Annotated in this window: 22 protein-coding genes and 2 pseudogenes; 5 read left to right on the top strand and 19 right to left on the bottom strand. The window is 72.4% G+C overall.

Going from position 1 to position 22,517, the window contains the following annotated elements; all coding sequences use genetic code 11:
* Nucleotides 1-226: 226 nt before the first annotated feature.
* Genes D581_RS0126870 through tsaB form a run of 4 tightly spaced genes read right to left on the bottom strand, consistent with a single transcriptional unit; the run spans nt 227 to nt 2,794 of the window.
* Nucleotides 227-496: a hypothetical protein gene (locus D581_RS0126870; protein ID WP_018960254.1), complete on the bottom strand. Its 270-nt coding sequence runs from the start codon at nt 494-496 to the stop codon at nt 227-229.
* On the bottom strand, nt 493-1,623 hold the full coding sequence (tsaD, locus tag D581_RS0126865; protein WP_018960253.1) for a tRNA (adenosine(37)-N6)-threonylcarbamoyltransferase complex transferase subunit TsaD: 1,131 nt from the start codon (nt 1,621-1,623) through the stop codon (nt 493-495). Before tsaD ends, D581_RS0126870 begins: the two co-directional genes overlap by 4 nt.
* The gene (rimI, locus tag D581_RS0126860) at nt 1,623-2,150 is read right to left on the bottom strand and encodes a ribosomal protein S18-alanine N-acetyltransferase (protein ID WP_018960252.1); all 528 of its coding nucleotides are present in this window, start codon (nt 2,148-2,150) and stop codon (nt 1,623-1,625) included. The genes tsaD and rimI overlap by 1 nt, the downstream gene beginning before the upstream one ends.
* Entirely contained in the window at nt 2,147-2,794 is a 648-nt protein-coding gene (gene tsaB, locus D581_RS0126855; protein ID WP_018960251.1) for a tRNA (adenosine(37)-N6)-threonylcarbamoyltransferase complex dimerization subunit type 1 TsaB, read from the bottom strand. The genes rimI and tsaB overlap by 4 nt, the downstream gene beginning before the upstream one ends.
* A 134-nt stretch (nt 2,795-2,928) precedes the next feature.
* On the opposite strand from tsaB, the gene D581_RS0126850 reads away from it, so the two are divergent.
* Nucleotides 2,929-3,525, top strand: coding sequence for a hypothetical protein (locus tag D581_RS0126850; protein ID WP_199787838.1), 597 nt, complete (start codon nt 2,929-2,931; stop codon nt 3,523-3,525).
* A 14-nt stretch (nt 3,526-3,539) separates the two neighbouring features.
* Here D581_RS0126850 and D581_RS0126845 read toward each other — a convergent pair whose 3' ends face one another.
* From D581_RS0126845 to glmS, 8 genes are all read right to left on the bottom strand, one after another.
* Nucleotides 3,540-3,722, bottom strand: coding sequence for a hypothetical protein (locus tag D581_RS0126845; protein ID WP_018960249.1), 183 nt, complete (start codon nt 3,720-3,722; stop codon nt 3,540-3,542).
* A 134-nt stretch (nt 3,723-3,856) separates the two neighbouring features.
* Nucleotides 3,857-4,438: a tRNA (adenosine(37)-N6)-threonylcarbamoyltransferase complex ATPase subunit type 1 TsaE gene (tsaE, locus tag D581_RS0126840; protein WP_026290942.1), complete on the bottom strand. Its 582-nt coding sequence runs from the start codon at nt 4,436-4,438 to the stop codon at nt 3,857-3,859.
* Nucleotides 4,407-5,645 (bottom strand): alpha/beta fold hydrolase, encoded by a 1,239-nt coding sequence (locus D581_RS0126835; RefSeq protein WP_018960247.1) that lies wholly within the window; start codon nt 5,643-5,645, stop codon nt 4,407-4,409. The genes tsaE and D581_RS0126835 overlap by 32 nt, the downstream gene beginning before the upstream one ends.
* Complete coding sequence (gene alr, locus D581_RS0126830) at nt 5,642-6,814, bottom strand: alanine racemase (RefSeq protein WP_018960246.1); 1,173 nt, start codon at nt 6,812-6,814, stop codon at nt 5,642-5,644. Before alr ends, D581_RS0126835 begins: the two co-directional genes overlap by 4 nt.
* Before the next feature lie 69 nt (nt 6,815-6,883).
* Entirely contained in the window at nt 6,884-7,279 is a 396-nt protein-coding gene (locus tag D581_RS0126825; RefSeq protein ID WP_026290941.1) for a DUF488 family protein, N3 subclade, read from the bottom strand.
* A gap of 39 nt (nt 7,280-7,318) precedes the next feature.
* Nucleotides 7,319-8,767 (bottom strand): bifunctional ADP-dependent NAD(P)H-hydrate dehydratase/NAD(P)H-hydrate epimerase, encoded by a 1,449-nt coding sequence (locus tag D581_RS0126820; protein ID WP_018960244.1) that lies wholly within the window; start codon nt 8,765-8,767, stop codon nt 7,319-7,321.
* 202 nt (nt 8,768-8,969) lie between these two features.
* A complete protein-coding gene (locus D581_RS0126815; protein ID WP_018960243.1) occupies nt 8,970-9,338 on the bottom strand; it encodes a holo-ACP synthase in 369 nt (122 codons plus the stop codon).
* Nucleotides 9,339-9,379: 41 nt separating this feature from the next.
* A complete protein-coding gene (gene glmS / locus D581_RS0126810; protein ID WP_026290940.1) occupies nt 9,380-11,227 on the bottom strand; it encodes a glutamine--fructose-6-phosphate transaminase (isomerizing) in 1,848 nt (615 codons plus the stop codon).
* Between the two features lie 48 nt (nt 11,228-11,275).
* Here glmS and D581_RS1000000142285 point away from each other — a divergent pair.
* Nucleotides 11,276-11,431 (top strand): annotated as a pseudogene (locus D581_RS1000000142285) (type II toxin-antitoxin system VapB family antitoxin); the annotation flags it as partial.
* A 208-nt stretch (nt 11,432-11,639) separates the two neighbouring features.
* On the opposite strand, the gene D581_RS0126805 reads toward D581_RS1000000142285, so the two are convergent.
* Nucleotides 11,640-12,581 (bottom strand): alpha/beta hydrolase, encoded by a 942-nt coding sequence (locus D581_RS0126805; protein ID WP_018960241.1) that lies wholly within the window; start codon nt 12,579-12,581, stop codon nt 11,640-11,642.
* A 116-nt stretch (nt 12,582-12,697) separates the two neighbouring features.
* On the opposite strand from D581_RS0126805, the gene D581_RS0126800 reads away from it, so the two are divergent.
* Complete coding sequence (locus D581_RS0126800; protein WP_018960240.1) at nt 12,698-13,678, top strand: WYL domain-containing protein; 981 nt, start codon at nt 12,698-12,700, stop codon at nt 13,676-13,678.
* A 321-nt stretch (nt 13,679-13,999) separates the two neighbouring features.
* Here the strand turns inward: D581_RS0126800 and D581_RS0126795 are convergent, their stop codons facing one another.
* Nucleotides 14,000-14,311: a hypothetical protein gene (locus D581_RS0126795; RefSeq protein WP_018960239.1), complete on the bottom strand. Its 312-nt coding sequence runs from the start codon at nt 14,309-14,311 to the stop codon at nt 14,000-14,002.
* A gap of 512 nt (nt 14,312-14,823) precedes the next feature.
* Here D581_RS0126795 and D581_RS0126790 point away from each other — a divergent pair.
* Together D581_RS0126790 and D581_RS0126785 are read left to right on the top strand one after the other, a co-directional pair.
* Entirely contained in the window at nt 14,824-15,957 is a 1,134-nt protein-coding gene (locus D581_RS0126790; RefSeq protein ID WP_486585885.1) for an erythromycin esterase family protein, read from the top strand.
* Between the two features lie 113 nt (nt 15,958-16,070).
* Nucleotides 16,071-17,333: a DUF6357 family protein gene (locus D581_RS0126785; protein WP_018960237.1), complete on the top strand. Its 1,263-nt coding sequence runs from the start codon at nt 16,071-16,073 to the stop codon at nt 17,331-17,333.
* Nucleotides 17,334-17,341: 8 nt separating this feature from the next.
* On the opposite strand, the pseudogene D581_RS1000000142280 reads toward D581_RS0126785, so the two are convergent.
* The 5 genes and pseudogenes from D581_RS1000000142280 to D581_RS0126765 all read right to left on the bottom strand — a co-directional run.
* Nucleotides 17,342-17,630 (bottom strand): annotated as a pseudogene (locus D581_RS1000000142280) (AraC family transcriptional regulator); the annotation flags it as partial.
* A 56-nt stretch (nt 17,631-17,686) separates the two neighbouring features.
* The gene (locus tag D581_RS0126780) at nt 17,687-19,042 is read right to left on the bottom strand and encodes a M14 family metallopeptidase (protein ID WP_018960236.1); all 1,356 of its coding nucleotides are present in this window, start codon (nt 19,040-19,042) and stop codon (nt 17,687-17,689) included.
* A gap of 185 nt (nt 19,043-19,227) precedes the next feature.
* A complete protein-coding gene (locus tag D581_RS0126775) occupies nt 19,228-20,463 on the bottom strand; it encodes a DUF6596 domain-containing protein (protein WP_026290939.1) in 1,236 nt (411 codons plus the stop codon).
* A gap of 224 nt (nt 20,464-20,687) precedes the next feature.
* Nucleotides 20,688-21,038, bottom strand: coding sequence for a YciI family protein (locus D581_RS0126770; RefSeq protein ID WP_018960234.1), 351 nt, complete (start codon nt 21,036-21,038; stop codon nt 20,688-20,690).
* Between the two features lie 118 nt (nt 21,039-21,156).
* A complete protein-coding gene (locus D581_RS0126765; RefSeq protein ID WP_026290938.1) occupies nt 21,157-22,515 on the bottom strand; it encodes a BTAD domain-containing putative transcriptional regulator in 1,359 nt (452 codons plus the stop codon).
* Nucleotides 22,516-22,517 lie beyond the last annotated feature (2 nt).

Here is a 22,517-nt window from a genome sequence, read left to right as displayed (position 1 = left end):
ACGCGAAGCCTCACGGACCGAGCCACCGGAACGCAGGGTCACGGGCCGGGCCGCCGGAACGCAAGGTCACGGACCGGGCCGCAGGGCCACAGGGCCACAGGGGCCGCAAAGGCCGCAGGGGCCACAGGGCCACAGGGGCCGCAAAGGCCGCAGGGGCCACAGGGCCACAGGGCCACAGGGCCACAGGGCCACAGGGCCACGGTGCCCCCGCCCGGCCCCCGCGCGTTCAGCCCACCGCCTCGAAGCGCCAGCGGTGCACCGGGCGGGTGATCAGGGCGGCGTCGGGCTCGGGGAGTTCGGGGAGGTCGTCGCCGTACGAGGCGCCCTGCCACCACGTCATCACCAGCACCCGGTCCTGCGGGGCGCGCAGCAGTTCGCTGCGGTGGGGTTCGCGGGCCAGCTCGGCGGCCCGTGCCCGCGCCCACTCCAGGAGTTCGCCGCCGCGCCCCTCGGCGGCGCGGGCCTCCCACATCAGGACGATGGTCGCGGCGCTCATGAGTACAGGTTGTCCTTGCTGATCTCGTGCACGTGGTCATGTGTGTGCTCATGCGTGTGCTCATGCGTGTGCTCATGGTGGGCCCCCGGCACATGCGGCTCCGTGACCGGCAGCGAGGAGTCGGCCGACAGCTCCAGGTCGGAGGGGCGGCGGTTGCGGGCGACCATCTCCGCGCCGAGCGCCGCGACCATCGCCCCGTTGTCGGTGCAGAGCCCGGGGCGCGGCACGCGCAGCCGGATGCCGGCCCGCTCGCAGCGTTCCTGGGCCAGGGTGCGCAGCCGGGAGTTGGCCGCGACGCCGCCGCCGATCATCAGGTGGTCGACGCCCTCGTCCTTGCAGGCCCGCACCGCCTTTCGCGTGAGCACGTCCACCACGGCCTCCTGGAAGGACGCCGCCACGTCCCGGACCGGCACCTCCTCGCCCGCCGCGCGCTTCGCCTCGATCCAGCGGGCGACGGAGGTCTTGAGCCCGGAGAAGGAGAAGTCGTACGGGGCGTCGCGCGGGCCGGTCAGGCCGCGCGGGAACGCGATCGAGGCCGGGTCGCCCTCCTTCGCGAGCCGGTCGATGACCGGGCCGCCGGGGAAGCCGAGGTTCAGCACGCGGGCGATCTTGTCGAACGCCTCGCCCGCCGCGTCGTCGATCGTCGCGCCGAGCGGCCGGACGTCGCTGGTGATGTCGGGGGCCAGCAGGAGCGAGGAGTGGCCGCCGCTGACCAGCAGGGCCATCGTCGGCTCGGGCAGCGGGCCGTGCTCCAGCTGGTCGACGCAGATGTGCGAGGCGAGGTGGTTGACCCCGTAGAGCGGCTTGCCGAGCGCGTACGCGTACGCCTTCGCGGCCGAGACGCCGACGAGCAGCGCTCCGGCGAGGCCGGGGCCCGAGGTGACGGCGATCCCGTCGAGGTCGCGGGCGCTGATCCCGGCCTCCTTCAGGGCCCTCTCGATGGTGGGGACCATCGCCTCCAGGTGGGCGCGGGAGGCGATCTCCGGGACGACGCCGCCGAAGCGGGCGTGGGTGTCGACGCTGGAGGCGACGGCGTCCGCGAGCAGGGTCGTACCGCGCACGATGCCCACGCCGGTCTCGTCGCAGGAGGTCTCGATGCCGAGTACGAGGGGTTCGTCGACAGCCATCATTCAGTCCCGGTCTCTGGTGCGTGCTCGTGCTCGTGCACTGCTTGCTCTTGCATGGTCAGGCGCATGACCAGGGCGTCGATGTTCCCCGGCTGGTAGTAGCCGCGCCGGAAGCCGATCGGTTCGAAGCCGAAGCGCTCGTACAGCTTCTGCGCCCGGGTGTTGTCGACCCGGACCTCCAGGAGGACCGTGGCGCACTCGAAGTCGGTGGCGGCCTTCAGCAGGTCGGTGAGGAGTTCGGAGCCGAGGCCGGCGCCCCACGCCTCACGGCTGACCGCGATCGTCTGGACGTCGGCCAGATCACCGAGGGCGGCGAGCCCGGCGTAGCCGGCGATCCGCCCGGTGGCGGGGTCCTCGGCGACGACGTAGTGGCGGGTGGCGCCGGGGCCGCGGGCATGGGCCAGCTCGGACCAGAACATCCCGGGCGACCAGGCGTCGTCCGGGAACAGCGCGTGTTCGAGGTCGAGCACCGGCGCGATGTCCCACCAGCGCATCTCGCGCAGTACGGCGGCGGTGGCGGTGCTCACGTGGGGGTGACCACCTTGTAGTTCTTCGGGACCTGCGCGTCGGGCCTGCGCAGATAGAGCGGTCGGGGCTCCAGGAGCTCCTGTCCGGCGGCGAGGCGTTCGGCGGCGAGCCCGGCGAGCGCCCCGGCGGCGACGTGCTCGGGGCCGCGCGCGTCCGGGAAGGCGTCCGGGTAGAGCACCGCGCCCGCGCCGACCACGGGGAGCCCGGCCAGCGCCCCGGCGATGTCGGCGGGCCGGTCGACGGCGGGTTCGCCCGAACGGGTGCGGGCGTCCTCGTACCGCGCCCAGTAGACCTCCTTGCGGCGCGCGTCGGTCGCCACGGCGAACGGCCCTTCCAGACCCTCCAGTCCGGCGGCGTAGGCGAGTCCGTCCAGGGTGCACAGGCCGTGGACCGGCACGGAGAGGACGGAGCCGAAGGTGGCGGCGGTGACCAGGCCGACCCGCAGGCCGGTGTACGGGCCGGGGCCGACGCCCACGACCACGGCCGTCACGGCGTCGAGTGCCGTCCCGGCCTCCGCGAGGACCCGGTCGACGGCGGGGAGCAGCAGCTCCCCGTGCCTGCGGGCGTCGACCTGTCCCGAGGAGGCGATGACGGACGTGCCGTCGTGCAGGGCGACGGTGACGGCGGGCGTGGCGGTATCCATGGCGAGCAAGAGCACGCAAACAGCCTACGGCTCCGCCGACGGCGTTACGGCGTCCGTACGGCGTCCCGGCCCGCCCCGTCCCTGCTGCTACCGTCACCGGGTATCCGCGGGTACGACGTAAACGCTTGTACGACATGCGGCAACGGCAGTCGAAAGGGGATTTCACGGTGGCTAGGGGAAGCTCGGGAATCGTGGCCGGGCTCACTGCGGCGGCGGTCGCCGCGGTCGCCTTCCTCGCCTACCAGGCCTCGGCGAACGCCCCCGCCTCGGTGGCGTCCACGCCCGACAAGAAGCCCGCCGCCTCGGCCTCGGCCCAGCCCTCCGCCAAGCCGAAGCCCAAGGCCGACCCGCTGGCGGTCCCGGCCGCGTCCGGCGAGGGCGAGCGTGTCGTGTACGCGCTGAAGGACCGCCGGGTGTGGCTGGTCGACGAGTCCGACGAGGCGATCCGCACCTTCACCGTGATGCCGAGCCCCGTCAGCCCGCCCCCCGGGGTCCACAAGGTCACCTCGCGGACGGGCACGGTCCGGGGTTCGGACGGCGTCCCGATCGAGCACGTGGTCCGCTTCGCGAACGTGGACGAGGTGACGATCGGCTTCAGCGCGGCGCAGGACGGCTCGATGGCCAGCCCGGACCCGACGTCGAAGACCGGCGGCGTCCGGATGAAGCGCGCGGACGGCAACGCGATGTGGACCTTCGCGACGGTCGGCGCGAAGGTCGTCGTCGTCCCGTAGCGGAGGTACCCCCGCTACGCGGCGTCGCGCCTGGCCGGCGGGGGGATCACACCCCGGTCCGCCGCCTCCGGCTCTCCGGCCTCGTCGCTCGGCGGGGTGGAGACCGCGGTGGCCGCGGCGCACGAGGCCAGCAGGTCCTTCATCGACAGGGCGGACGGAGTCGGTCGCGGCTGCGCTGCGCGCTCGGGCGTCGGCATGGATGCCTCCTTGATGCTCCGATGGAGGGCGAAGTTAGGTAAACCTAACCACGCCTCGTACCCATGTGACCACGACCACGGGTCCGGACGCAACAATTTACCGACGCCTTGTCGGGAAGGCTACTCCCGGAGCTTTACTCCAGATCCGCCCGCAGCCCCGCCCAGCGCGTCCCGATGCCGACCAGGGTCACCTCGCGCCGCTCGTCGTCGGTGTCGCCCGTCGCGCGGTCGATGAGGACCCGCAACCGGTCGTCGGCCAGCTCCTCCACCTTGCCGTCGCCCCACTCCACGACCACCACGGACTCCGGCAGCGACACGTCCAGGTCCAGGTCCTCCATCTCGTCGAGCCCGCCGCCCAGGCGGTACGCGTCCACGTGGACCAGGGCGGGCCCCCCGGTCAGCGAGGGGTGGACACGGGCGATGACGAACGTGGGCGAGGTGACCGCTCCGCGCACGCCGAGGCCCTCTCCGAGGCCCCGGGTCAGCGTCGTCTTCCCGGCGCCCAGCTCCCCGGTGAGCATGACCAGGTCGCCGGGGGCCAGCACCCGGGCGAGCCGGCGGCCCAGATCCTGCATCTGTTCGGGGGAGGTGACGGTGAACGTCACCGTCACGGCCCCGGGTACAGCCTCGGTTACGGCCCCGGCGGGCTCGGGAGCGGTCGTCCCCGCTGTCTCCGGAACGGTCTCAGCGGCCGGGCCGCTGTGCGGTGCTTCCATGTCCGCCAACGTTAGCGCCCGGCACGGTGCCGCTGCGTACGAGCAGGTCGGCCAGCCGGTCGGTGACCGTCTCCGGGTGTTCCAGCATCACCAGGTGCCCGGCGTCCGGCACGATCACCAGCTCGGCGTCGGGCAGCACGTCGGCGATGGCCTCGCTGTGGGAGCTGGGGGTGACCAGGTCCTTCTCCCCGGCCAGGATGAGCACGGGCACGTCCCGGAACGCGGGCAGCGCACCGCTCTTGTCGTGCTCGGTGAAGGCCGGGTAGAACTCGGCGACCACATCGATCGGGGTGGACTCGATCAGCCGTTCCGCGAACCGGGCGACCGCCGGGTCCACGTCCCGCGAGCCGAACGAATACCGCTTGATCAGTCCGGCGAAGAGGTCCGCGGTGGCCCGCCGCCCCTTCTCCACCAGCTCCGTCTGCGAGCCGAGCGCCTTCAGCACCCCGGGCAGCACCCGGCGCACCGCGTTCACGCCCGCCACCGGCAGCCCGAAGTTGACCTCGCCGAGCTTGCCGCTGGAGGTGCCGACCAGGGCGACGGCGGCGACCCGGTCGCGGATCAGGGCCGGGTACTGGTCGGCCAGCGCCATCATCGTCATGCCGCCCATGGAGTGCCCGGCCAGCACCAGCGGGCCCTCGGGGGCCGCCGCGTCGATGACCGCCTTCAGGTCGCGGCCGAGCTGGTCGATGCCGACCGGCACCCCGTCCGCCTGCGCCCGGCCGCGCCCGGAGCGGCCGTGGCTGCGCTGGTCCCAGTAGACGGCGCGTACGAGGCCGCGCAGGGCGGCCCGCTGGAAGTGCCAGGAGTCCTGGCCGAGGCAGTAGCCGTGGCTGAAGACGACGGTGACCGGGGCGGGGGCCTTGCGCCCGAAGAGCCTGCGGCGGCGGGAGCCGGACGCGCCGGGGCCCTCGTCGGCCGCCGGAGCGTCCTCCACCTCGTCGATCTCGTAGTACAGCTCGGTGCCGTCGTCGGCGACGGCCCGGCCCGGCGTGCCGCGCAGCGAGCCGTAGGGCCCGGTGGCGTCCAGCGCGAGGCGGGCCTTCTTGCGCATGCCGCGCCCGACGGTGAGCCGCTCGACGGCGACCCCGGCGGCCGCGCCGGCGGCGAGCACCCCTATGGCGGCTCCGGCGATCCCGGCCCGGCGCCAGCCTGCCGCGCCGGCGGCGGTCGCGGCCACCACGGCCCCCGCGTCGCTCTCGCTCACCGCGGCACGCTCCCGGTCGGTTCGTCGGCCGTCCCGTTCACGTACACACGGGGCACCCGGGAGCCGATGCGGGTGACGATCTCGTACGCGATGGTGCCGGCGGCCTCCGCCCAGTCCTGCGCGGTCGGCTCGCCCCGGTCGCCCGGGCCGAACAGCACCGCTTCCGCGCCCGCCTCCGGCCGGTCGCCGTCGAGGTCGACGACGAACTGGTCCATGGCGACCCGGCCCGCGACCGTGCGCACCTTCCCGCCGACCAGGACGGGTCCCGTGCCCGACGCGTGGCGCGGGACGCCGTCCGCGTAGCCGACGGGGATCAGGCCGAGGGTCGTCTCGGCGGACGTCGTGTAGTGGTGGCCGTAGCTGACGCCGTGTCCGGCCGGGGCGTCCTTGACCAGGGCGACGGAGGCGGCGAGCGTCATCACGGGCCGCAGCCCGAAGTCGGCGGGCGTGCCCAGCTCGGGGGCGGGCGAGACGCCGTACATCGCGATGCCGGTCCGCACGAGGTCGAAGTGCGCCTCGGGGATCGTGAGCGTGGCCGGGGAGTTGGCCAGGTGCCGCACCTCGGGCTCCACGCCCTCCTTCTCGGCGTACGCCACCATGTCGCGGTAGACGCCGAGCTGGGCGGCGATCGAGGGGTGGCCGGGCTCGTCGGCGCAGGCGAAGTGGGACCAGAGGCCGGTGATCCTCACCCGCCCGGCCCGCTCGGCGGCCAGCGCCTCGGTGACCAGTTCGGGCCAGTCGGCGGGCTGACAGCCGCTGCGGCCGAGGCCGGTGTCGGCCTTGAGCTGGATCCTGGCCGGCCGGCCGGCCGCGCCGGCGGCCGCGACGACCTCGCGCAGCGCCCACATGCCGCTGACCGACACGTCGATGCCGGCCTCGATCGCCTCGCGCCAGGGTCCCCCGGGCGTCCACAGCCAGCACATGATCGGGCCGTCGAGTCCGGCCGCGCGCAGGGCGAGGGCCTCCTGCGGGGTCGCGGTTCCCAGCCAGGTCGCCCCGGCCTCGCGGGCGGCCCGCGCGCAGGGCACGGCCCCGTGCCCGTAACCGTCGGACTTCACCACGGCCATGAGCTGCGCCCCGGCCGCACGCTCGCGCAGGACGCGCACGTTGGCGCGCAGCGCGGCGAGGTCGATCTCGGCACGGGCTCTCAGGGACGCTGTCTCGTTCATCGCGCCCAGTCTCTCAGAGGCGTCGGCCGCCTCCCCGACGGTGCACGCCGATATCCAACCTTATGTACGTTACGTACGTTTCCGTTTCATCGCATGGGTCAGGTGGTCGACCAGGACCGGGACATGGCTGTCGTCCACGTCCTTCACGGCGGTGATCAGGGTGACGGGTCCGCCCTCGCGCACCAGGCCGACGAGCCGCTCGACCGCCTCCGTGTGCGCCGGGTCGTCCAGTTCGGTGCGGTAGCGCTCGACGAAGCCGTCGTGACGCTCGCCGGAGGAACCGCCCTGGTGGTACCAGGAGCGCAGCTCGTCCGATGGGGTGACGTCCTTCAGCCATACGTCGATCGCGGCCCGCTCCTTGGAGACGCCCCGGGGCCAGAGCCGGTCGACCAGGACCCTGGTGCCGTCGTCGTCCTCCGGCGGGTCGTAGACCCTGCGTACGCGTACGGGTTCGCTCACTGCCAGGACCGCCCTTCTGCCGGGGCTTCCAGCATGGCCCCCTCCTCACCCCGCCCGCACGTCGCGCCAGGCGGCCTGGATGCCGTCCGCGACGTCCTGCGCGGAGACCGGGGCCCCGTCCGAGCCGTGCCGGGCGGCGAGCCCGTGCAGGTACGCGCCCACGGACGCGGCGTCGCGCGGGGCGAGTCCGGCCGCGAGCAGGGACCCGGTCAGCCCGGAGAGCACGTCGCCGCTGCCCGCCGTGGCGAGCCAGGGCGTGCCGGTCGGGTTGACCCGTACGGGGGTGTCGCGGGCCTCCGCGATCAGGGTCGTGGAGCCCTTGAGGAGCACGGTGGCGCGGTAGCGGGCGGCCAGTTCGCGCACCGCGGCGAGCCGCCCGGCCTCGACCTCCTCGCGGGCCGTGGAGAGGAGCGCCGCGGCCTCCCCGGCGTGCGGGGTGAGGACGGTCGGCGCGGTCCGGGTCCGTACGGTCTCGGCGTCCAGCAGCCGCAGCCCGTCCGCGTCCACGAGCACGGGGACGTCGGCGGCCAGCACGTCGGCGATGGCCGCCTTGGCGCTCCGCCCGTCGCCGAGCCCGGGCCCGACCACCCAGGCCTGCACGCGTCCGGCCTCCGACGGCGGCCCGGCGTGCACCAGCGCCTCGGGGTAGCGGGCGATCACCGCGTCCGCGCCCGGTCCGACGTACCGCACGGCCCCGGCCCCGCCGCGCAGCGCGCCCGCGACCGCGAGGACGGCCGCGCCCGGGTAGCGCTCGGACCCGGCGACGACGCCGACGACGCCGCGCCGGTACTTGTCGCTCTCCGGGCCCGGCGCGGGAAGCAGCGCGGCGACGTCCGCGTACTGGAGGGCCTCCAGGTCCGGCGGCTCGGGCAGTTCCGGGCCGAGCCCGATGTCCACCAGCCGCAGGGCCCCGGCGTGTTCGGCGGCCGGGTCGATCAGGAGGCCGGGCTTGTAGGTGCCGAAGGTGACCGTCGCGTCCGCCCGGACCGCGTCCCCGTGCACCTCCCCGGTGTCGGCCTCCACCCCGCTCGGCAGGTCGACCGCCAGGACCGGGGTACGGTCGCGGGTCACCGTGTGCAGCAGCCCGGTGGCGTCCTCGCGCAGCCCGCCGCGCCCGCCGATGCCGGTGATGCCGTCCACGACGAGGTCGAGCACGCCGAGCCCGTCCGGCCCGTCGACGACGTGTCCCCCGGCCGCCAGCAGGGCGGCGAGGCCGCCGGGGTGGGCCCGGTCGGGGGCGAGCAGCAGGGCGCGGACGCCCGCGCCCCGGCGGGCCAGGCGGGCGCCCGCGTACAGCGCGTCGCCGCCGTTGTCGCCGCTGCCGACCAGGAGCAGGACCCGGGACCCGTACACCCGCCCGTTGCGCCGCAGCAGGTCGCCGCAGGCCACGGCGAGCCCGGCGGCGGCGCGCCGCATTAGGGCGCCCTCCGGCAGCCGCTGCATGAGGGCGGCCTCGGCGGCCCGTACGGTCTCCACGCTGTAGGCACGTCGCATGGGCCCAACCCTCCGCGATCACGCGGGCCGACGCCACCCCCGTACGCCGTACGCCCGCCTCGCCGGAGCCACTCGGACGCCGTAGGCCCACCGCGCGGGAGCCACTCGCACGCCCGTACGCCCACCGCGCGGGACGGGAGCCACCCGCGCGCCCGCCGCGGAAGCCCCCCGTACGTGACGGCCACCGGTGGGACCACGAGGCTCACCCCTCGGCGATGACCACCGCCGACGCCACCCCCGCGTCGTGGCTGAGCGAGACGTGCCAGCCCCGTACGCCCAGTTCGGCGGCGCGAGCGGCGACCGTGCCGCGTACCCGCAGCCGGGGCTGCCCGCTCTCCTCGACCCAGACCTCCGCGTCGCTCCAGAGCAGCCCGCCGGGTGCGCCGAGCGCCTTGGCCAGGGCCTCCTTCGCGGCGAACCGGGCGGCGAGCGAGGCGATCCCGCGCCGCTCGCCGCTGGACAGCGTCAGCTCGCTTTCGACGAAGAGCCGGTCGGCCAGCTGGGGCGTACGCTCCAGCGCCGCGCCGAAGCGCTCGATCTCGGCCACGTCGATGCCGACCCCGATGATCACGAACCCACCCCTGTCACCTCGTCGCCCGGGCGCGTCCCGGGTCACTCCACGGTCACGGACTTCGCCAGGTTGCGCGGCTGGTCCACTTCGTTGCCGCGGGCCGTCGCGAGCTCGCAGGCGAAGACCTGGAGCGGCACGGTGGCGACCAGCGGCTGAAGCAGCGTAGGCGTTGCGGGGACCGTGATGAGGTGGTCGGCGTACGGGACGACGGCCTCGTCGCCCTCCTCGGCGACGACGATGGTGCGCGCGCCCCGGGCCCGGATCTCCTGGATGTTGGAGACGATCTTGTCGTGGAGGACCGAACGGCCGCGCGGTGACGGCACGATGACGACGACCGGGAGGCCCTCCTCGATGAGCGCGATCGGCCCGTGCTTCAGCTCGCCGGCCGCGAAGCCCTCGGCGTGCATGTAGGCGAGTTCCTTGAGCTTGAGCGCCCCTTCGAGGGCGACCGGGTAGCCGACGTGCCGGCCGACGAACAGGACCGTGTCGTGGTGGGCGAGGGACCGGGCCAGCTCGCGTACGGGCTCCATCGTCGTGAGGACCCGGTCGACCTCGCCGGAGATCGCGGAGAGCTGACGCACCACCGTACGGATCTCGTCGCCCCATTTGGTGCCGCGCACCTGGCCGAGGTAGAGCGCCACGAGGTAGCAGGCGACGAGCTGGGTGAGGAAGGCCTTGGTGGAGGCGACGGCGACCTCGGGCCCGGCGTGGGTGTAGAGGACGGCGTCGGACTCGCGTGGGATCGTCGAGCCGTTGGTGTTGCAGATGGCGAGCACCTTCGCGCCCTGTTCGCGGGCGTGCCGCAGCGCCATCAGGGTGTCCATGGTCTCGCCGGACTGGGAGATGGCGACGACGAGGGTGCGCTGGTCCAGGATCGGGTCCCGGTAGCGGAACTCGCTGGCGAGTTCGGTCTCGCAGGGCAGCCGGGTCCAGTGCTCGATGGCGTACTTGGCGATCATGCCGGCGTGGAAGGCGGTCCCGCAGGCGACGATGACGACCTTGTCGACCTCCCGCAGATCGGCGGCGGGGATGCGCACCTCGTCGAGGTGGAGCGTGCCCTCCCCGTCGACCCGGCCGAGGAGGGTGTCGGCGACGGCCCGGGGCTGGTCGGCGATCTCCTTGAGCATGAAGGAGGCGTAGCCGCCCTTCTCGGCGGCGGACGCGTCCCAGTCGACGTGGTACTCGCGCACCTCGGCGAGCTCCCCGTCGAACCCGGTGACGACGACGCCCTCGCGGCTCAGCTCGACGACCTGGTCCTGGCCCAGCTCGACGGCGGACCGGGTGTGCGCGATGAAGGCGGCGACGTCCGAGGCGAGGAACCACTCGTCCTGCCCCACGCCCACGACGAGCGGTGAGTTGCGCCGGGCGCCGACCACCACGTCCGGCTGGTCCGCGTGCACGGCGACCAGGGTGAAGGCCCCCTCCAGCCGCCGGCACACCTGGCGCATCGCCTCCGCGAGGTCCCCGCCGGCCGAGAACGCCTCGGCCAGCAGGTGCGAGACGACCTCGGTGTCCGTCTCCGACTCCAGGGCGTGGCCGCGTCCGGTCAGCTCGCGGCGCAGGGCCGCGAAGTTCTCGATGATCCCGTTGTGCACGACGGCGACCCGGCCCGCGTTGTCCAGATGCGGGTGGGCGTTGGCGTCGGTCGGCGCTCCGTGCGTCGCCCAGCGGGTGTGCCCGATCCCGGTCCGCCCGGCCGGCAGCGGCCGGGCGGCGAGCTCCTTCTCCAGATTGACGAGCTTGCCCGCCTTCTTCGCGGCGGCGAGCCCGCCGTCCGCGAGAACGGCGACGCCCGCCGAGTCGTAGCCCCGGTATTCGAGGCGCTTGAGTCCTGCGACGACGACGTCCTGCGCCGACTGCATCCCGACATAACCCACGATTCCGCACATAGCGGCACCCTAAGGCCGGAAGCGCCTCGCGAGAGGAATGCTGGTCGCATGCGATTTCTTGCACATGACCCACACGAAGGGCGGCCGGACATGTCAGTGACCCGGATCGCCATCGACGATGAAGCCCTGGATCGGGCGATGGCCCTGTCCAGGGCCCGGACGAAGAGGGAGGCCGTCAACCTCGCCCCGCGCTTCTACGCGGAGCGGCAGGAGCGTGCGGCGCGGATCGGCCGCCACTTCGAGCGTGCGCGCGACCGGGGCGCGGTCGAGGACGCGTCCAGTCGGGTACGGAACCCCGCCCGGTCCCTGCCGGGAGCACGAACAGTGCGCCCCGAACCCCATCGCGGCCGGGCCCGTTCTCCGGTGTTCAGTACTCGGGGCCTTCAGGTGACACGCGCCGGATCACGAGACACTAGCCCTGCCGGTCCAGCCACTGCGAGATCACGCGGTTGGTCTCGTCGGGCATCTCCCCCTGGATCCAGTGACCGCAGTCCAGGCCGACCACTTCCACGTTGGGCACGAACTCCGCCAGTCTTTCGAACCTCGGGACCGCCGCGTCCTGGTCGCCGTAGATCATGAGGGTGGGCTGCTTGATGATCGGGTCCACGTCCGCCAGCTGGTGCCAGTTACGGTCGAGGTTCCTGTACCAGTTGATGCCGCCGGTGAATCCCGACGTCTCGAACGCGGAGATGATGACGGCCAGGTCGCTCTCGGTCATGGCGGGCTCACCGAGCGGTGTTTCCGCCTTGGCGAGATTGATGAATGCCATACCCGGCTCAGGGGGCGCGGGGGGCACGTTCTTCCGGTAGAGGTTGCGAAGGAACTGGGAGGTGTTGGCATCGAGCACGGCGTCCGCGACGCCCGGCTGCCGGTTGAAGTGGACGAAGTAGAAGTCGCCGCCGAGGAAGGCTTCCATGGCCTCGATCCACGGTGTTTCGCCGCGCTCCATGTAAGGCAGGCTCAGGTTGATCAGCTTGTTCACCCGGCCGGGGTGCAACTGGGCCAGGCTCCAGACGACGAACGCACCCCAGTCGTGGCCGACGAAGGTGGCGTCCTCGTAGCCATAGTGGTCCAGGAGCGCGACGAGGTCGCCCGTCAGATGTCCGATGTCGTAGTCGGTCACCTCGGTCGGGCGGGAGGAGTTGCCATATCCCCGCTGGTTCGGCGCGATGACGTGGTAGCCGGCTGCGGCAAGGACGGGCATCTGGCGACGCCAAGTGACGGCGTGCTCCGGCCAGCCGTGGCAGAGCACGATGGGCCTGCCCTTGTTCTCCCGGCCTGCTTCGAAGATTTCCAGCTCCACACCGTTGACCTGGATGAGGGTGGGTTCGGGAAATTCTGCTTGGTTGGACACTGCGTTTCCTCTCTGAGGGGGCTTGCCGGTGGTCGACCTCCTCGATGAGGCCGTGTCGCCAGCTTGCTGGCCAAACCGGTCACCTTGTGACCGGTTTTTATGAGAGTTTTGTCTGTATGCGATCCGATCGGCTGGTGGCCATCCTCCTCTTGCTGCAACGGCGCGAGCAGGTGACAGCCGCGGAGGTCTCCCGGGAGCTGGACGTCTCGGAGCGCACCGCCCGCCGTGACCTCGACGCCCTGGCCATGGCCGGGGTGCCCGTTTACTCCGTGCAGGGCCGAGGCGGCGGCTGGCGCCTGGTGGGCGGTGCTCGTACCGACCTGTCCGGGTTGACCGCCAGTGAGGCACGCGCCCTGTTCCTGGCTCTCGGTCCGGCCTCGGATGCGACGCCGGCGATGAAAGCAGCTCTGCGCAAGCTCGTACATGCTCTGCCGAAGCCCTTCCAGGTGCAGGCCGAGGCAGCGGCGTCGTCGCTGGTCGTAGACCCGCAGCGATGGGGGGCGAGCCGGATCGAGCACCGGCCGCCCCGCTTCCTCGACGAACTCCAGGACGCGGTGATCCGGGGCGTCCAGGTGTCGCTCGGCTACGTCGACAGCAAAGGTGTCGAAACCCGGAGAACCGTCCACCCGCTGGGCGTCGTCGCCAAAGGTCCCGCGTGGTACCTCGTCGCCAACACCGAGACCGGCCGACGCGTCTTCCGGATCGACCGTGTGTCGTCCGCCGACCCCACCGGCGACCCTGTGCACCGCCCCGGGGACTTCGACCTCGCCGAGAGCTGGAATGAGATCGCCGAAGAGGTCGATCGCAGACGAACGCCGCTGGAGGTCCGGGCGGTATGCACACCCGACGGGACAGGCATCCTCCGGATGGCGCTCGGCGACCGGCTCGACGTGGGAGGTTCCACGACCGACGGCCGCATCGAGGTCGTGATCCGCGGCCCCAACGAGTACATCCTCGCCGGCGAGCTCTCCGGGCTGGTCGAATGGGTCGAGGTGACCGGCCCTCCGAGTGTCCGAGACCGCCTGGCCTCGATCGGCAACGCCCTCGTCGAACGATACGGCCGACCGCGCGCCGGCGGAGACCTTCACCCGTCTTGAAGCGGACGAGGCAGGCTCCGAGAACAGTTCCGCTCAGTAGCGTGGTCTTCGCCGTTCCGGCAGACGCCTGGCCACGAGTCGGCGGGTACGCCGACCTGGCTCGCCGCGGGTGGGTCGTCTCGTGCCGGGCCGGCATCGCCACGCGCTCGGCGAGCTTCCGGGGTGGAGGTCGCGGCGGGCGGTGCAGGCTGTGGTGACGGCCGGCGCCTCGTGGGCGCAGCCAGGTCAGGCGTCCGTCCTGCCTTCGCCGCGGTAGCTCTCGGAGGCGCGGTGGATGGCGCGGCCGGAGATGTACGGGGGCGTTTCGGCAAGCAGCTCGGATTACACGGGCCTGTGTCCCGAGGTGGAGTCGATAGCTGTCTGCACCGCTTCCAGTAGCGCGGCCAGCCCGTGGGCCTCGGCCTCCTCCCATTCTTCGGCCGTGTACTTCCAGATGTGGCGCCCACCCCGGAGGTCCGGCTGACCATGCCCGATCTCCACGACCCGCTTTCCCTTACGGTCGGGGCCGGTGACGTGTATGTACATGTTCCGTACGTGGAAGCGGGTTGGGTCACCGCCGAAGATCTCCAGAATCCGGCCGTCGAACGAGTAGAACCTGGTGCCGCCGACCCTGATCATGATCTCGTCGTTCATGCGAGAACCCTAGGCACTGCAATCAGTCGGTGCCATCCCCTCGCTGCCACGGCAATGACACCCCGTCCCGAGATCGGGCGAACCACCGCTCTCAAGGTCTGACGCACCCTGAGGGCGCAGGCGTCAGGGCACCGGCTCGTCGAGCCGTCTATCGGGGTATCCCCCGCGAAAAGCTGGGGGTCAGTCCCAGCGAGAACCTTGGTGACCCGCGACATGATCATTCCAGCGCCCAGGCGGGCCACACGCACCGAGGAGTGATCAGGATGACCACGAATGAGCAGATGATCAGCCGCCGCAGGCTGCTCACCGCCACGGGCGCACTCGCCGCTTCGGCGGTAGTCGTTCCTGCGGCATTCGCACACGCCGCGGCACCACCCGCACCGTCCGCGCCCGCCGTCAGGTGGCCGAGCAGCTCGCCGGCGGCTGTCCGGAGGGCCCTGGAAAGGGCCTCGCACTCACTGAGGTCCACGGAGCCCCACGGGGGTTGCCATGACCTCCAAACGCTGGGGAGGATGATCGGCGACGCCGAGGTGGTCGGTCTTGGAGAGGCCACCCACGGCTCGCACGAGTTCTTCGCCATGAAGGAACGCGTTTTCCGTTACCTCGTCGAGAAGAAGGGGTTCCTCGCCTTCTCGCTGGAAATGAGCTGGACAGCGGGCCTGCAAATCGACGCGTACCTTCAGGGCGGTCCTGGCGACGCCCGGTCCGTCGCCAGGCAGGCATTGGCGGGATCGCCCTGGGAACGCGAGGAGTTCGTCAGCCTTCTCACCTGGATGCGCGGACACAATGAACGGCAGCCTGGCCGACGCGTTCACTTCATGGGCAACGACATCGGAGCACCCGGGCTGGGCGACGCGATCTTCGCGCGGGTCATCTCCTACATCCGCACGACCCACCCCCAGGATTCCCCGCGACTCGAAGCGCTGTACGCAAACCTGCGCCCCATGGACAACGTCTTCGCCTACCTCGCCAAGCCCCGCACTGAACGACTCCGCGACGCCACCGCCGCGCAGGAGGCACTCGACCTGGTCGTTGCGACCAAGGGCGCCGGTGGTGACGCGTACGCGTGGGCGGCGCAGCACGCCCGAAACATCGCCCAAACCTTCGCGTTCACTTCCCTCGACCTGTCCGATCCTCGCTCTGTCTCCGCTGCGGAGCGCCTCCGCGACGAAGCGATGGCCGCGAACATCACTTGGTGGTATAGCCGTACGGGTCACAAGATGTTGCTGTCGGCGCACAACGGGCATGTGGGCTATCTGTCCACCGATCCCGTGATGTACCCCAAGACACAGGGCGTCCACCTCCGCGAGGCCATGGGGCGGCGTTACACCGCCATCGGGTTCACCTTCAACCGAGGTTCCTTTCTCACGGCCACCACGCTGGGCAGCGCGTGGAGCAAAGTCACTGTGCCCCCGGCCACGTCGGACATGCAGGAGTACGTCCTTGATCGAGTAAGCCATCGCGACTACTACCTCGACCTGCGTACACTCCCCACCCCAGCCCGCGACTGGCTCTCCACCGCGCGTCCTGTCTACGACGCCGGCTCATCTTTCAAGGACGACCCGCTCCCTACCCTGGCCATCGCCAAGGCCTACGACATCCTCATCCATGTGCACCGAGTCCGGGAGGCCGTCCCGCTCCGCTGACTGCGTTGTTCGTCGTCGTCCGTGTCGAACGCCGGAGGCCGGCCGCCGCACGAGGTTCGACGGCGCACGTGGAAGATCAAGTCCGGGGCTGTCCGGTGCGGAAGACTGAGCCCATGACAGACACCGTTTTCACGCGCGGGAGCGGCTGGATCCCGAAGGTGATCCGCGAGGGCGGCGAGCTGAAACTCATGCTCGGTGCCGGGGCCGATGCCAACCATGACCCTCGTGTGTTCACGTTCCCGGTCGGTGAGGCCCATCTTGCGGTGATCCGGGAGGACCTGGGCAGACACCTGCTGTTGTGGAGTGCGGTCCTACCGCTGTGCGACGCCGCAGGGACCGGGGGCCGGCTCGACGAGGACGCCGCGGTCGCGCTCCTGGACCCGGTCCTCCTCGGCGCGCCGACGGATGTGGAGGCGCTCTTCCAGCGCATCCCGTGGGACAGGGGCCGGCTCATCTCCCATGGGGCCGACATCGCTCTGCTCGAACGCGGTGAGGTCTGCGCGGCGGTGCGCGCGGCGAAGGAGACGTCCGACGGGAAGCGGGCTGAGAAGTACCACGCGGACCGCCAACGCGCCGAGCGCGGAACAGTGCTGGGTCCACTCGACGCCGCGATACTCACCTACACGGGCCAGTACCTGTACGGCGCGACGGTTCCCAAGCGGATAACCGAAGCCGTCGATCCCGCACTGCTGGGGAAGGTCATGGGTGTGGTCGCCACCGCGGAGCGGGCGTGCGCCGGGATGCGGATCAGCCGTGACCCGCGAGGGGGAAAGCGCGCCACGGACAAGCGCGACTGGAAGAGGATGGCGGCGACGGTGGAGACGGCCGTGCGCCGTGCACACCCCGAGCTCGTCGATGACGCGGTGCGTACCGTGAGCTTTCTGATGTGCTCGGAGGCCGCGGACCGCGCCAGGAACAGCCCCGTGCAGGACGACGAGGAGACTGTCGGCAGCCACGCCGGCTTCGATGGGAGTGCGAGGAAGACAGCCCTGTCGTTCACCGACGACAAGGGGGCCGAGAAGAAGTGGCTCCGCGACCATCCCCGCACTGCCACCGCAGAGTTCTGGGAGTTCGTCGGCGACCGCTCCACCGGGAACAACCAGGTGTTCACCATCGAGGACGAGGAGATGGGCGAGGGGATCCAGCTCCAGTTCCGCACGGACTCCATCGCCCGGATAACGACCGCGCGCGAGGCCGAGGACGGATCCGACCCGGAGTACCGGGTCGAGTACGGCCGGGCCGACGGGATCAGCGGGTACCGGAAGCTGGTGAGCGCCTTCGTCCGGGGCGGCTGCGCCGCACTCGAAGAGCACGGCCCCTGGATATCGGACGCGGCCGAGTTCGAACGCACACGCCTACGGCACGACGCCGAATAGGCCCGGTGGACGGACCGGCACCTCAGCCCGCCGGCCACGCTGCCGAACCACGTGACCGGCGCCCCGTCGTGAACACCCGCCGCCACTCCCGAAGGATCTGACCGGCTGATCACCGTCGTGAGCTCGTGCCCCGGCGGGCCGCAGTGCACCCCCGTCGGGAACCCGCGGAGGTCGAAGCCGACATACGAGTCGGCGTACTACGGCAAGACGGGCGCCGGGGCGGGCACCGAGGCCGGTGGCCGGGTGGTCCTCCCTTTTCGTCAATGTACGAGCCGCCCGGGCCGGGGTGTTCACCATTCACGGCCTGATCACCACCGTTCGCGGCCGGCGACGCGCTTCTTGCCGGCGCCCCGTCAGGAGCAGTACTGCGCCTCCTTGCCGATCGACCGGTACATGCAGTCCGCGTTCTCGATCAGCTGGAGCACCGCGTCCCGGTTGCGGGAGGTCTCGCGCTCGATGACCTCGTCGGGCGGGTAGAAGCCGCCGCCGGACGCCGAGCGCGGGTACATCTCGAAGGTGTAGCCGAAGATCTTCTGCGAGCCCCACAGCCAGTCGTCGATGGACCCGTCGGTGATGTACAGGTCACTGGACTGCTCGGCGGTGTACCCGTTGCTCGCCGCCATCTTCCGGCCCACCGCCGCGAACGCGTTGCGGTCGTCGGCGGTCATGCCGGGGGCGGTGTCGTTGTACGTGTAGCCGAAGGGCCACAGCACCAGTTCGCTGTACGTGTGGAAGTCGATGGCCGCCGTGATCTGCTGCTTCCCGCCGATCACCCGGCTGCGCACGAAGTCCGCCACGATCCTCGTCTCGGGCGCGGACTCGGCGGCCGCCCCCCGGTAGGTCTCGGACGAGGGGCTGGAGGAGGAGCCGCCGCAGCAGCCCCACTTGTAGGCCCAGTTGCGGTTGAGGTCGGTGCCGACCGCGCTGGAGCCGGAGTTGGGCTGCCGGTTTTTGCGCCAGCTGCGGTACGAGCCGGAGGCGATGTCGTACTCGCCGCCGTCCGGGTTCATGTCCGGCACGATCCACAGCTCCCGGCCGTCGACCGCCTGCTTGATCCGGGAGTCGGACCCGTAGCCCTGGCCCAGTTCGCGGAGCAGGTAGAGCGCCATCTCGACGGTCAGGTGCTCGCGGGCGTGCTGGTGGGCGGTGAACAGGACCTCGGGCTCGGCCTCGTCGGTGGCGACGTTGTCGCTGACCTTGACCGCGATGACGTCGCGGCCCTGGTAGGTCTTGCCGATGACGCGCTTGCTCATGATCGAGGGGTTCGCGGCGATGCGGGCGTCGATCGCCGCGTTCATCTCGGCGTAGTTGTGGTAGCGGGAGTCGGCGGGCGGGAAGTCGAGGGCGCTCACGCCGTCCGCCGCGCGCGGCTCGGCGTCCGGGGCGGGCAGGGCCGCCAGTACGTGGCCGCGCGCCCGGAGCTTCCGGGCCTGGGCGGCGTCCGCGGTGATCACGACGCCGTGGTCGTGGACCTCGTCGATCGAGACACCCGCGCGGGCGATGTCGGTGCGGGCGGCGGGGGTGGTGCGCCCGGTGATCTCGTACTGGAGCGTCCGCTCGTCCGCGGCGACGGCCGCGTTCGGGGCCGCGTCCCCGGCGGTCGCCACGGTGGTGGCGGGGGCCGCGAGGGCGAGGGCGAGCAGGATGGTCAGGGCGGCGTTGCGCCGGGCCTTCGTCGGCCGGGATCTCCGTGCGGTGACGAGTCGCATGCTGGCGTCTCCTGGGTCCGTCGGGGTGGGGGGTGGAGCTGTGCGACGGGCACAGGATGGACGCATGTCATGACCGGGTCAAGACGATGGTTCCAGCCATCGGTGGGCGTGGTGCTCCTGCTGCTACGGGTACGCGAAGGACAAGCCCGCCGTTCCGCGAACTGCGGGCTCCCCTGCTCCCTCGGCTACTCCCCCAGCTTCCGCCGCAGCGCGGCCCGCTCCGGCTCGGTGCCCGCCGCCTCCAGCGCCTCCCGGTACGCGGCAGCCGCCTCCCCGTCGCGCCCCAGCCGGCCGAGCAGGTCCCCCCGCGCCACGGCGTACGGCGGGTACGCCCGCAGCCGGGGCTCCCCCGCCAACGCGTCGAGCAGCGCGAGACCGGCCCCCGGCCCGTCCCGCATCGCCACCGCCACGGCGCGGTTCAACGCCACCACGGGGGACGGGGTGAGCGTGAGGAGCACGTCGTACAGGGCCACGATCTGCGGCCAGTCCGTGGCCGCCACCTCCGCCGCCTCGTCGTGCAGGGCGGCGATCGCGGCCTGCACGCCGTACGGTCCGGCCGGCCCGCCGGTCAGCGCGCGGACGACGAGGGCGCGGCCCTCCTCGATCATCGGCCGGTCCCAGCTCCCCCGGTCCTGGTCCGCCAGGAGCACCGGCTCGCCCTCCGGCCCGGTCCGCGCGTCGCGCCGGGCGTGGACGAGGAGCAGCAGCGCGAGGAGCCCGGCGCTCTCCCGCTCGGCGGGCAGCAACCGGTGCAGTATCCGGGCCAGCCGGATCGCCTCCTCGGCCAGGTCGAGCCGCTGGAGACGGGGCCCGGAGCTGGCCGCGTACCCCTCCGTGAAGACCGAGTAGACGACCTGGAGGACTCCGGGCAGCCGCTCGGGCAGTTCGTCGGGGCCGGGCACCCGGAACGGGATCCGGGCCTCGCGGATCTTCTTCTTGGCCCGCACGATGCGCTGGGCCATGGTCGCCGTCGGCACGAGGAACGCCCGCGCCACCTCCGGTGTGGTGAGCCCGGCGAGGCACCGCAGGGTCAGTGCGGTCCGGTCCTCGGCGGCGAGGGCGGGGTGGGCGCAGGTGAAGAACAACTGGAGCCGGTCGTCCGGGAGTTCACCGCTCGCGGCCGTGTCGGCCACGGGGCCGACGGCCTCGGCCCGTTCCGCGTCGGCCTGGAGGACGGCGAGCCGGGCCGCGTACGCCTGGTCGCGCCGCAGCCGGTCCACCGCCCGACGCCGGGCGGTCGTCAGCAGCCAGGCCCCGGGGCGGTCGGGGACACCCTCGGCGGGCCAGTGCCGCAGCGCGGCCTCGATCGCCTCGGACGTCACCTCCTCGGCCAGGTCGAGGTCGCCGAACCGGCGGACGAGGGAGGCGAGCAGCAGCCCGCGCTCCTCACGGAACACCGCCTCGACGGCCTCGGCGGCCACCCGGCCCTCGCGGGGGGAAACGCCCTTCTCCGGGGACTCCTCCGAGAACGATGCCGGGTACGTCTCGGGGGACTTCTCCGGGAACGTCTCCGGGGACTCCTCCCCTGGGGGCTGCCCCACGCCCGGGGGCACGCCCTTCCCTGGGGACACGGCCTCCCCCTGGGGCTCGTCCTCCTCCGGGGGCACTCCCTCCCCCGGGGGCACTCCCTCGCCCGGCACGGCTCTCAGGCCCCGAAGTCCGCGACCGGCCGGACGACGACCGAGCCGCCGTCGCGCGAGCCGGGACAGCGCGCGGCCCAGTCGAGGGCGGCGTCGAGGTCGGGCACGTCGATCACGAGGAACCCGCCCAGCAGCTCCCGCGTCTCGGCGAACGGCCCGTCCGTCACGGTCCGCTCCCCCGTCGGCGAGACCCGCACGGTGGTCGCGGTCACCAGGTCGGCCAGCGACTCCCCGGACACGTGGATTCCCGCGTCGCGTACGGCCTTGTCGTAGGCCATCCAGTCCTCGACGGTGCACTGGGGCGCGCCGCCCTGCTCGTCGACGGCCCCGCTGTGGATCAGCAGCATGTACTTCATGGTCGGCTCCTTCTCGCCTGTGTGGCCTGTGTGGCCTGTGTGCTCCCAGCCCTCAGGGCTGCTTAAACCATGACGACGATCGGGACCGGACCGGATCGACACACCGCCCGGATCTTTTTCACGACGGGCCCTGGACGCCCGCCGCCGCGCGCCCGCAGACGCCCATGTTGCACCAGCGGCGTCGCCCGCCCGCGTCGAGGAAGAGCCACCCGCAGCCCTTCCCCGGGCAGACGCGGACGGTGAGGCGGCGGGGGTCGGCGAGCAGGTCCGCGGCGCGCTGGGCCACGGCGTACAGCGGGAGCCGCTGCCCGGAATCAGGGTGCGGCCTCCAGCGCCCGAGGCCGTCGTCGCTCCGCACGAAGACGGCGTGGCGCATGGCCTCCTGGGCCACCTCGGCGACCCGGGCGAACGCCCCGTCGTCGCCCCGGCCCCGCTCCTCCGTGAGACAGCCGTACAACGCGCTCCGGAACTCCCGCGCGCCGGCGAGTGCGGCGCTCGCCTCCTCGGGCCGCTCCTCCGCCCTCCGCAGCAGCCGGGTGACCGTACGGTCGTCGAGGAGGTCCAGGTGCCCGGCCCAGATCGCGAGCGAGCGGTAGCCGGGGAGCCACTCGGAGCCGGGCAGTCGCTCGCCGCCCCACCCGGCGTAGGTGTTGCAGAACTCCAGGGCGGGGTCCCCGCTGGTGTTCCACGGGAGCCACACCCCCCGCACCCGCACGGCGTACGTGGGTGGCGCGGGCCGCCGCAGGTCCGGGTCGTCCCGGCGTATCCGGTCGTACAGGGTCCGCAGGTCCCGCCCCGGCTCGACGCCGAAGGCCGAACGCAGGGTGTCGCGCGTGGCCCGGTAGAGCCCGAGCGCGTCCGCCGACCGCCCGCTGCGGTGCAGGGCGACCATGCTGTCCGCGACGAGTCGTTCGCGTTCGGGATGCTCCTCGGCGAGCGCGGGCAGCTCGGCGGCCACGCGCTCGTGCCGCCCCAGCGAGAGGAGGAGCCTGGCCAGCTCCTCCGCCGCCGACAGCCGCAGCGCGGCGAGCGGCCGGCCGATCCGGTCGCGCAGGGCCTCGTCCGCGACGTCCGCGAGCGGTTCCCCCCGCCACAGCTCCAGTGCCCGGTCGTAGCGGATCACCCGCTCCTCGTCGTCCACGGCCGCCGAGGCGTCGCGCACGGCGTCCTCGAAGGCGCGGGCGTCGATCTCGTGGCCGTCGGGGCGGAGGAGGTAGCCGTCGTTCCGCGTCTCCAGCTGCACGCCCTCGGGCCCGAGGGCGGCGCGCAGTCTGCCGATGTACGTGTGCACGGTGGACCGGGCCCCGGCTGGGGCCTCGCCGTTCCAGAGCAGGTCGATGAGCCTGCCGGTCGGAACGGCCCGACCCGCCTCCAGGGCGAGGACGGCCAGCAGACACCGCTCCTGACGGCGCAGCCCCGCGAGTACGGGGCGCTCCCGGTGGAGGACGACGAAGGGCCCGAGCAACTGGAATTCCATCG

The sequence above is a fragment of the Streptomyces sp. CNB091 genome (assembly GCF_000377965.1).
Note: the sequence above shows the minus strand (reverse complement) of the source record. Positions and strands in the feature narration are given on the sequence as shown.